Raw genomic sequence first — 9,287 nt, 5'->3', positions numbered from 1 at the left:
ACATTTCTAAATGGTGATTTGAATGATTACTGGGATTATTATATGAAAAAGGAAAATAATAGATTATATTATAATCTGACAAAATGTGCATGAGTGTAAATATTAAAAATGATTACACCCTCATAAATATATTTTGATCAGAGTCAATGACACACGATTACAGGCATATATTGATAGCAAAATATTATAGAAAGCTATTTGTATAATTTTACTATCAATATTAGATATTTCTTAATAAAAATTGGGCCTAATTCTATTATACTCGACAAAATAAGTAAACTATTATTCCAAAATTTTTAAATTGAGAAAAAAACCATTTTAATACCTAAAGTTGATTTACTTTTATAAGTTCCAGGTGCATATAGTCGCTAGACTAACATATAAACCTTTCCCTTGTGAGTGGATCATAAATATAGCCAACGGCATCCATCTCTTTATCTCATATTCGGATTATCTCATCATAAGCTAAAATGTAAATCTAATCACAGAATTTAGAGGACAGATGACAGAGCTGAATAACAAATTATATAATCAACATTACAAGGATCTTGCTGATAAATACAACGATGCTCTATCCTTTACTGAAGGTTATTGTATTGATGTGGTCCATTGGATAGTAAATGATCTCAAGATAAAGAAGGGCGACATTGTTGTTGACTTAGGAGGTGGAACTGGGTCCTCTGCCAAAGCTATATATGATACTTGTAGCGTGCAAAGGGATATCCTATGCATTGATCCATGCTTGGAGATGCTTGAGTGCGCAAAGGGCCTAAATGGCGTCTCAACCCTATCTACAGACGCCCTCTCCTTTGCCATAAACAATGACATTAAGTATAACAAGATATTTATAAAGGAAGCGGTTCATCATTTTAATAATAGAATAAATATTTGGAAGGGAATATATAAACAGCTTTACCCTGAGGGAAGGATATTGATTATTACCCGCCCCCCCAAGGTGGAGTTTCCATTCTTTCAGGCTGCTCTACAGGCCTTTGAACAGGGCCAACCACATTATAATACAATAACAAAAGAGCTTGAGGAGGTTGGATTTAAGGCTTTCCTTTGGGCAAGGGAATACCCTGTGAGGGTGGATAAGGAATATTGATTTGAAAACATAAAAAAACGATTTATGTCAAATCTGGCTAAATTCAGCCCTGATGAACTGGATCAGGGATTAAAAGAACTTGAAGAATTATACAAAGGAATGGAAAGCTTAAAATTTAAAGATAAACTCATCTTCATATCAATAATTGACACAATTATTTGTTGACAATGGCTTACTGAAACAGGCCCCTAACCTATCGAGCAATCATTAAACGAAAGTATCCTTTTGCCATTCACCAAATACTTCCCTGAGGACATCGCACTGTTCCTGCTCACTAACATAAGCCTTTGCACAATCAATAAATATTGGCATCAGGTTTTTACTCTCATCCTTAGCAGACTCTTTCAAATCCCTTAACAATCTGCTCACCTCTGTGTTATCCCTTGTCCTCTTGATATCAACCAACTTGGCCTTCTGCTTTTCCTCAGCCTGAGCCCTCTTCACTGGGTCATAGGCGTCTTCAACTATCTTACTTGTCGTAACATCCAGTTCCCTCTCATCAGTAAAGCAATTGACACCAACCACAAACTCCTCTTTGTTCTCAATCTTATGCTGACGCTCTGCCGCGCTCTTTGCGACCTCACGCTGCATGTAACCATCCTCAATGGCAGCCACAGCACCACCCATATCCTCGATCTTCTTCAATTCCTCCCACGCCGATTCCTCAATCTCATTTGTCAGCGATTCAACATAATAAGACCCAGCCAATGGATCAATTACATCCGCTAACTTTGCTTCTAATATTAGAATTCTTATTGAGTCCATCATCAATTGCTTTGCCTCCCTACTCCAACCTAAACCCAAGGGTTCATCGTAAGGAGGGCCTCCTGCTGGTGGACCTCCTGAAAGAGCGGCAGCTACGCTACCCACAACTGCTCTAGTTAAATTATTCAAGGCTCGTTGCTTGGTTGTGCTGCTGTTCCCGATATGAGCAGCCATTGGGACACGTATTCTCATGCTTTCAGCCTTTTTTGCGCCGAATCTCTCTTTTAATATTCTGGCCCACATTCTCCTGGCCGCCCTCTGAAAGGCAATCTCCTTAAAGAATTCCATGCTGCCGCCAAAGGCATTAAATGTAAATCTTTTGGCAAATGAATCAACATCCAATTCGGCTTTTATCCCTTCCTGGATGTAGGCTATGCCAATTGCCATGCTAAATGCGAGGTCCTGCTCTCGTGAAGCGCCACCCTCCCTTATGTGATAACCGCCAATGCTTGTAATATTTATCCCAGGGCAATGCTTAGTAAAAAACACAAGGCTGTCTCTGAACATTCTCATTGATGGCCTGGGCGGAAAGATGTATGTACCACGTGATACAAACTCCTTTAGAATATCATTCTGAGGGGTGCTCCTCAATTTATCCCAGCTTACGCCTCTCTTATCAGCAAGAGCTAAATACATACCCATCAAAACATTGGATGCAGCATTGATTGTGACGTTAGTTGCTATTTTATCTAAATCGCGGCCATTTACGAAGGGTTCAAAAATCACCTCAAAATCCCTGAGTGTATCAATAGCCACCCCGACCTTGCCTACTTCACCCTCAACCATTGGTTCATCTGAATCATAACCGCATTGAGTTGGAAGGTCTAAGGCTAAATTGGGCCCTCCAGTAAATCCTCGAGATATCTCATCCTTATAATAATCCCTGGTATCCTCTGAAGTGCCATAACCAGAATAAATAGCCGCCCTCCTCATTGGCACATCCGCGCCACCTGAAGCCATCATCTTCATACCCATGCCAATAACACTTGTTGGATATGTGGCCCCAGTAAAGGGATATTGGCCTGGGAATCCAACATCCCGAATATAATCAAAATTCTTAGCGTCTAAAGGTGTATAAATCCTCGTTGGTGATTCTTGCTGGCCAAATCTTTGATATGCTGGCGTTAATACCCTCTCCTCCCATTCCCTTTTAGCTACTTCAATGTCTATGTGCTTATCATCACTCATTACTATACCTCCTCAGTATTATTTGCCAAATAAAGCAATAAGTTACTTTTCCCTATCAGTCTGTTTAATTATGCCTTCATTCCCTTTAAAGCAGGAAATGAAGGCATTACAGTTTAACTTCTAATGTATTGAGATATTAATATTTTTATTTCTCAAATTGCTCAATACTAAATAACCCTTAACCATGAAAAAGCATCCATCCCTCATACTATGGGGATATATGCTCATCACCTATACGAATGTATCCTTTTCCCATTCGCCAAATACTTCTCTTAAAACATCACACTGTTCCTGCTCACTCACATATGCCTTTGCACAATCAATAAATATAGGCATAAGATTCTTCTTCTCATCCTTAGCAGACTCTTTTAACTCATTTAGCAATCGCTTAACCTCTGTATTGTCCCTAGACTTCTTAATTTTAGCCAAATCTGCCCTTTGCTTCTCCTCAGCTCTCATTCTCTTTTCAGGATCATAGGGATTCTCAACCAACTTGCTTGTAGTAACATCCAGCTCATTGTCGTCAGTAAAACAATTAACACCTACAATAAACTCTTCTCTTGCATCAATCTTTCTCTGGAACTCAGCAGCGCTCTTCGCTACCTCACGCTGCATGTAACCGTCCTCAATAGCAGCCACAGCGCCACCCATCTCATCGATCTTCTTTAATTCTTCCCAGGCTGACTCCTCAATCTCATTAGTAAGGGATTCAACATAATATGAACCAGCCAATGGGTCGAGAACATCAGTTAATTTTGCCTCAACAATTAGAATTCGTATGGCATCCATCATCAGCTGCTTTGCTTCCCTGCTCCAACCCAGACCTAAAGCCTCATCGTATGGCGGGAATACAGCCGGAGGTCCGCCTGACATGGCGCTCGCGATGCCCCCAACAACCGTTCTTGTCAGATTATTCAAAGCTCGCTGTTTAGTAGTGCTGCTATTACCTATCATAGCTGCAACTGGCACGCGTATTCTCATACTATCTTCATTCTTGGCTCCGAATCTCTCCTTTAATATTCTGGCCCACATTCTCCTGGCTGCCCTATGGAAGGCAATCTCCTTAAAGAATTCCATACTACCGCCAAAGGCGTTAAAGGTAAACCTACGGGCAAATGAATCGATATCAAGTCCTGCGTCCACTCCCTCCTGGAGATAGGCTATACCAATAGCCATGCTGAATGACAGATCCTGCTCCCGCGTCGCGCCTGCCTCTCTTATATGGTAACCGCCAATGCTGGTGATGTTTATCCCAGGGCAATTCTTGTTAAAAAATACAAGGCTATCCCTGAATAATCTCATCGATGGCCTGGGTGGATAAATGTATGTGCCTCGGGATACAAACTCCTTAAGTATATCATTCTGAGGCGTGCTCTTCAGCTTATCCCAACTAATGCCCCTTTTATCAGCAAGGGACAGATACATTGCCATCAGAATATTCGAGGCTGAATTGATGGTCATGTTGGTTCCTATTTTATCCAGATCGCGTCCATTTACAAAGGGTTCAAAGATGATTTCAATATCCCTGAGGGTGTCCACAGCAACGCCGACCTTCCCTACCTCGCCCTCAACCGTTGGCTCATCAGAATCGTAACCGCACTGAGTTGGAAGGTCTAAGGCCAGATTGGGACCACCAGTAAATCCACGAGATATCTCATCCTTATAATAATCCCTGGTATCCTCAGAAGTGCCATAACCTGAATAGATTGCCGCCCTTCTCATCGGCATATCACCCCCTCCCATGGCCATCATCTTCATCCCCATGCCAATAATATTTGTTGGGTATGATGCCCCAGTAAAAGGGTACTGGCCTGGAAATCCTACATCACGCATATAATCAAAATCCTTTAGATCTAAAGGAGTATAAATCCTTGTGGGTGATTCCTGTTGTCCAAAGCGCTGATATGCTGGGGTTAATACCTTTTCCTCCCATTCCTCTTTTGCTGATTTTACATCCTTCAATTTATCATCATTACTCATCTTTTTATTATACCTCCTATAATTTATATGAAATTGATGAATAAAACATCTATTAGAATATTTACTGCATATTCATAATAAATCTATGAAATTATTCCATCTACGTGGCACAAAGGCCAATCTAAATAATAGTTATTGAAACCAATTTAGAAAAACATCTCAAAATATCAAGTATTATTCCATTTATGTTTCCAGCCCTGTAATATTTGTCTTTTCTACAACCGCCAAGCAAACATTTCTTTTTGTTTATCAAAAAGATTTTTAAACTATTAGAGTTCAATTATTCTTAATAAAAAGAGACTGCCACACATGCTTGGTATAGCTGTTCTTTGGTTTAATTTTTCCTGCAATCTATTTAGATAACTACTCAGCTATGGATACAATAATATTTATTTTACTAATAATACAGGTAGAATGAGTTGAGGTTGTTGAAAATGTCATCCCCCTGTTTTCACACTGACTTCTTCCCAAATTTTTTTGTGTAAAACAAGGAGATGTGGGGATTAAAGAGATATAGAGATATTTAATCAATTTCTATTCTTCTAAAATCTGCCCTCTGCTTAGCAAAGTTAACATAAATACCAACATTAAGTCCGGTTGCTTTTACATATGAACGAATTTGAGCATAATGTGATTTACAAAAATCTTCAACACTCTTTAGTTCAATAATAATTCTATTTTCTACAAGAATATCAAGCCTAGGACAGCCAATTTGTTCATCTTGATAAAAGATAATAACTTCCCTTTCATTTTCTGCTATAATATTACAATTGTTTAACTCAAATATTAATGCCTTTCTATAAATACTTTCCCAAAACCCTGTACCAGGAGTATTATGAACCTCAATAATAGACTTTATTATTAATTCAGTTAGTTTATCTTCTTTATAATCAATCGCCTTATCTCAATAATCTTCTTATTCCCTATTTTACAATAATTTGTGGGCAGATGTCAGGTATTCACAGAAGCAGGCTATACCAATGCAGGAATCTTAAATGTATACAAAACCCTACTAACAATTGCTTTAGATTCCGGTATTCCGCTACACCACAGCCGGAATTACATGCTTTTATGCTGCTCCAACTCATCTCCTTTATATATCTTTTATTTTATAGTGTATATGAAAAAACAACTGAGTAGTTGCCAACAAAGGTTGAAATAAATAATTGCCCCATGATGATGAGATCGCAAAGGAATCATAAAGAAAAATTAGGGAAAACAGGGCAATTCTTATTAAAATTACCCCTCCGACTCGGTTTATCAACCTTCTTACTTGGGTAATAATCATTCTGACTTAGGTAATATCCTTCCTAACCTGGGTAATATTCTTCCTGACCTGGGTAATATTCTTCCTGACCTAGGTAATATCCTTCCTGACCTAGGTAATATCCTTCCCGACCTAGGTAATATTCTTCCCGACCTAGGTAATATTCTTCCTGACCTAGGTAATATTCTTCCCGACCTAGGTAATATCCTTCCTGACCTAGGTAATATTCTTCCCGACCTAGGTAATATCCTTCCTGACCTAGGTAATATTCTTCCCGACCTAGGTAATATTCTTCCTGACCTAGGTAATATTCTTCCCGACCTAGGTAATATCCTTCCTGACCTAGGTAATATTCTTCCCGACCTAGGTAATATCCTTCCTGACCTAGGTAATATTCTTCCCGACCTAGGTAATATTCTTCCTGGCCTGGGAGATAATGCTTCTTATCCTGGTTAGAAACCTTAGTACTTTAGATTATAGATTTAAATGCTAATCAACTCTGTGCATAAAATAATATCAAGGAAGTTAAAAAACACTTTGATATTATGAAAATTGCTGATATATGTAATAAAGCGCTCGCAAAAAATAATAGAAACGACGAATTGGGCAGCCTGGGGGGTATCCTGTTTCTGTATATCATTATATTTTGAATATTATCCAGTTCTATAATTTCAATATTTTTTAATTTGACTTGTTGGTAATTTATATTTGTTATTATATAGAAAACTATATATTAACTAGTTATAGTGCTTTAATCAATACATAATTACAATCAGAGAAGATAAAACAATGTGCTCTTTTCCTTTAAATAATATTTATGGTATAATAGATGTTAATAACATAGATTAAGGGGGTAATATTTTTTATGACTAACATAATCGAAAGTTCCTTTTCAACAGACGCTCTTCCAAGTTATAAGAACCCGCCTGTTAACGAAGTTGTTTGCGGGTTGCGATTTGATACTCCCGATAAACTTCGAATCCCACATATCGGTTTACTTTGGGATAAATTTCGAAATGATTATCCGATTATCCAACATGCTGCACCGATAGCATCAGCTAAAGGTGAATTTATAATAGAATCAACAGTAGGCATACCCTTACCGAGATTATGGTTTATAAACGAATTAGATGATCAATTAATTCAATTTCAAATTGATCGATTTTATTTCAATTGGCGACGTAGGCATAGCGATTATCCAAGATATGACCACGTTATCAAGAATTTCGAGAGTGTTTTGAATACTGTCGTTAACTTTTTTTCTGAACTTGAGTTAGGAGAGTTAAAACCAATCGAATATGAACTTAGCTATATCAACCATATCCCAAATGGGCAAGGATGGAATACCATCAATGACCTTCCAAATATATTTCAGGATTTTGTTTGGAAACAAAATAATAAGCGTTTCTTGCCAAGTCCTGAAAAAGTCACTTGGTGGTCAGAATTCCCTTTGCCGGAAAAGAAAGGGCATTTGATAGTTAGTTTAAAACAAGCTATACGAACTGAAGACAAAATTACCTTGCTTGTTCTAGAATTGAAGACTCGGGGAATTGGCGAGTCAACAAATAAAGAAGCTATTCGTGAATGGTTTGACGTAGCACATGAATGGATAGTCAAAGGTTTTACTGATATAACAACCCCTACAATTCAGAAAATATGGGAGCGAGAATAAAATGCAAACATCAGAACCCATCATAGCATATGGGAACCAATTACTTGATTTCCAAACAGGCAGCCCATATATTGGAACATATGATGAATTTCAAGGACTTCCAACAAAGCGTAAAACCTTTATTGTTGAAACCTTAGAGGATGATTTTTCTAAGTATTTTCCTAAGGAGGAAGATCCCTATACACAAACGGATTTACTTAATAACGAAGAGAATCAAGTACAAGAATTAATTTACCAGATTAGAAAGTCACTCCCTACTCGCTATCGCGAAAGTTTGGCCAATAGAATTCTCACTTTGTTTAATGATGCAAAGGAAGAAGATTCTGCCAGTCTTGGCATAGCGGTCGGATCGCTTCGCAATTTTTATAATTTTTTTCGATTAAATACTAATCTAAAATGCCCAACAATTTCATTAACACCTGACTATAACATCTACGCTTCATGGAGAGGTGAGCAGAATCAAATATTCAGTGTGCATTTCTTGCCAAATCGGGATGCCCGCTTTGTGATATTCAAACCGAACGATAAACATCCTGAACTTAAAATTAGGCTTTCTGGCACTGCAACAACTGATATTCTCATAAAAACAGTCGAGTCTATCGGTATATGGGATTGGATATCAGAATGAAAGGCGAGAAAATACCCGATCAAGACCATATCTCCCGATTCTGTCGACCTATGCAAGCCCCTGAAGGACAAATTCAGGCTACAGCTTTCATGTTGAGAGAAGGTGAAGAAAGTCTATCAGTAAATTGGTTGGAATTTTTGAACTGTTCAAGTAGAGAAAACGAAATTACAAAAATTCGAACAATATATTCTGAAACATTTGCTGTAGGGGCACGTGCAAAAATAGCTATTCTAAATGTCGGTGAAGTTCGTAAAAAGGTACTAAAAGAAAGCCAAGATAGTCGCAATCTTGAAGTTTTCCATAACCCCATAATAAATGATCCATCACACAGCGGAATCTATAACTTAAAACAAGATAACGAACTGATTGCTGAGCTTATTCTTGAAACAGTCCGTGAGTCTTATTCCGCTCGTGAATAGAATCAAGAGGGTAATACCTGATTTAATAAGCACTAAGATATGTTTTACAAAAACGCCCTATAATCGGGTAGCCAGGGGTTTCTAACCCCCAGCTCCCACAACACCCAAGCAAGCGGGTCCGCACTGGGCGTTTCGTTAACCTTAGCGAAGTGAAATCCAGATATCTCTCAGAGATATCAAACCCTGTTCTTTCAACCAGTTATTACTAAGTGCAATTTGAATTCCTTCTGTCTTTGCACTATGCCAATATCCCTTGCTTGTAA

At 38.2% G+C, this 9,287-nt stretch carries 7 protein-coding genes; 5 read left to right on the top strand and 2 right to left on the bottom strand.

What is annotated here, in order from left to right:
- The first annotated feature begins 502 nt into the window (after positions 1-502).
- Complete coding sequence (locus SVZ03_02040) at positions 503-1,105, top strand: class I SAM-dependent methyltransferase (protein ID MDY6932988.1); 603 nt, start codon at positions 503-505, stop codon at positions 1,103-1,105.
- A 207-nt stretch (positions 1,106-1,312) separates the two neighbouring features.
- Here the strand turns inward: SVZ03_02040 and SVZ03_02035 are convergent, their stop codons facing one another.
- Both SVZ03_02035 and SVZ03_02030 read right to left on the bottom strand, forming a co-directional pair.
- The gene (locus tag SVZ03_02035) at positions 1,313-3,058 is read right to left on the bottom strand and encodes a methylmalonyl-CoA mutase family protein (GenBank protein ID MDY6932987.1); all 1,746 of its coding nucleotides are present in this window, start codon (positions 3,056-3,058) and stop codon (positions 1,313-1,315) included.
- Positions 3,059-3,289: 231 nt separating this feature from the next.
- Entirely contained in the window at positions 3,290-5,038 is a 1,749-nt protein-coding gene (locus SVZ03_02030) for a methylmalonyl-CoA mutase family protein (GenBank protein ID MDY6932986.1), read from the bottom strand.
- 1,273 nt (positions 5,039-6,311) lie between these two features.
- On the opposite strand from SVZ03_02030, the gene SVZ03_02025 reads away from it, so the two are divergent.
- The 4 genes from SVZ03_02025 to SVZ03_02010 all read left to right on the top strand — a co-directional run bounded on the left by SVZ03_02025 (position 6,312) and on the right by SVZ03_02010 (position 9,024).
- A complete protein-coding gene (locus SVZ03_02025; protein MDY6932985.1) occupies positions 6,312-6,761 on the top strand; it encodes a hypothetical protein in 450 nt (149 codons plus the stop codon).
- 409 nt (positions 6,762-7,170) lie between these two features.
- Positions 7,171-7,977: a TIGR04255 family protein gene (locus SVZ03_02020; protein MDY6932984.1), complete on the top strand. Its 807-nt coding sequence runs from the start codon at positions 7,171-7,173 to the stop codon at positions 7,975-7,977.
- A 1-nt stretch (position 7,978) separates the two neighbouring features.
- A complete protein-coding gene (locus tag SVZ03_02015) occupies positions 7,979-8,605 on the top strand; it encodes a hypothetical protein (GenBank protein ID MDY6932983.1) in 627 nt (208 codons plus the stop codon).
- Positions 8,602-9,024, top strand: coding sequence for a hypothetical protein (locus tag SVZ03_02010; GenBank protein MDY6932982.1), 423 nt, complete (start codon positions 8,602-8,604; stop codon positions 9,022-9,024). The genes SVZ03_02015 and SVZ03_02010 overlap by 4 nt, the downstream gene beginning before the upstream one ends.
- Positions 9,025-9,287 lie beyond the last annotated feature (263 nt).

The organism is Spirochaetota bacterium (assembly GCA_034190085.1).
Taxonomy (GTDB): Bacteria; Spirochaetota; UBA4802; order UBA4802; family JAFGDQ01; genus JAXHTS01.
The sequence above is the reverse complement of the archived record's forward strand: the minus strand, read 5'-3'. Positions and strand labels throughout refer to the sequence as shown.

Excerpts from the sequence above, each read along its gene's own strand:
- SVZ03_02040 (MDY6932988.1), top strand. The coding sequence starts at position 503 with ATGACAGAGCTGAATAACAAATTATATAATCAACATTACAAGGATCTT.
- SVZ03_02010 (MDY6932982.1), top strand. The coding sequence starts at position 8,602 with ATGAAAGGCGAGAAAATACCCGATCAAGACCATATCTCCCGATTCTGT.
- SVZ03_02030 (MDY6932986.1), bottom strand. The coding sequence starts at position 5,038 with ATGAGTAATGATGATAAATTGAAGGATGTAAAATCAGCAAAAGAGGAA.
- SVZ03_02015 (MDY6932983.1), top strand. The coding sequence starts at position 7,979 with ATGCAAACATCAGAACCCATCATAGCATATGGGAACCAATTACTTGAT.
- SVZ03_02035 (MDY6932987.1), bottom strand. The coding sequence starts at position 3,058 with ATGAGTGATGATAAGCACATAGACATTGAAGTAGCTAAAAGGGAATGG.
- SVZ03_02020 (MDY6932984.1), top strand. The coding sequence starts at position 7,171 with ATGACTAACATAATCGAAAGTTCCTTTTCAACAGACGCTCTTCCAAGT.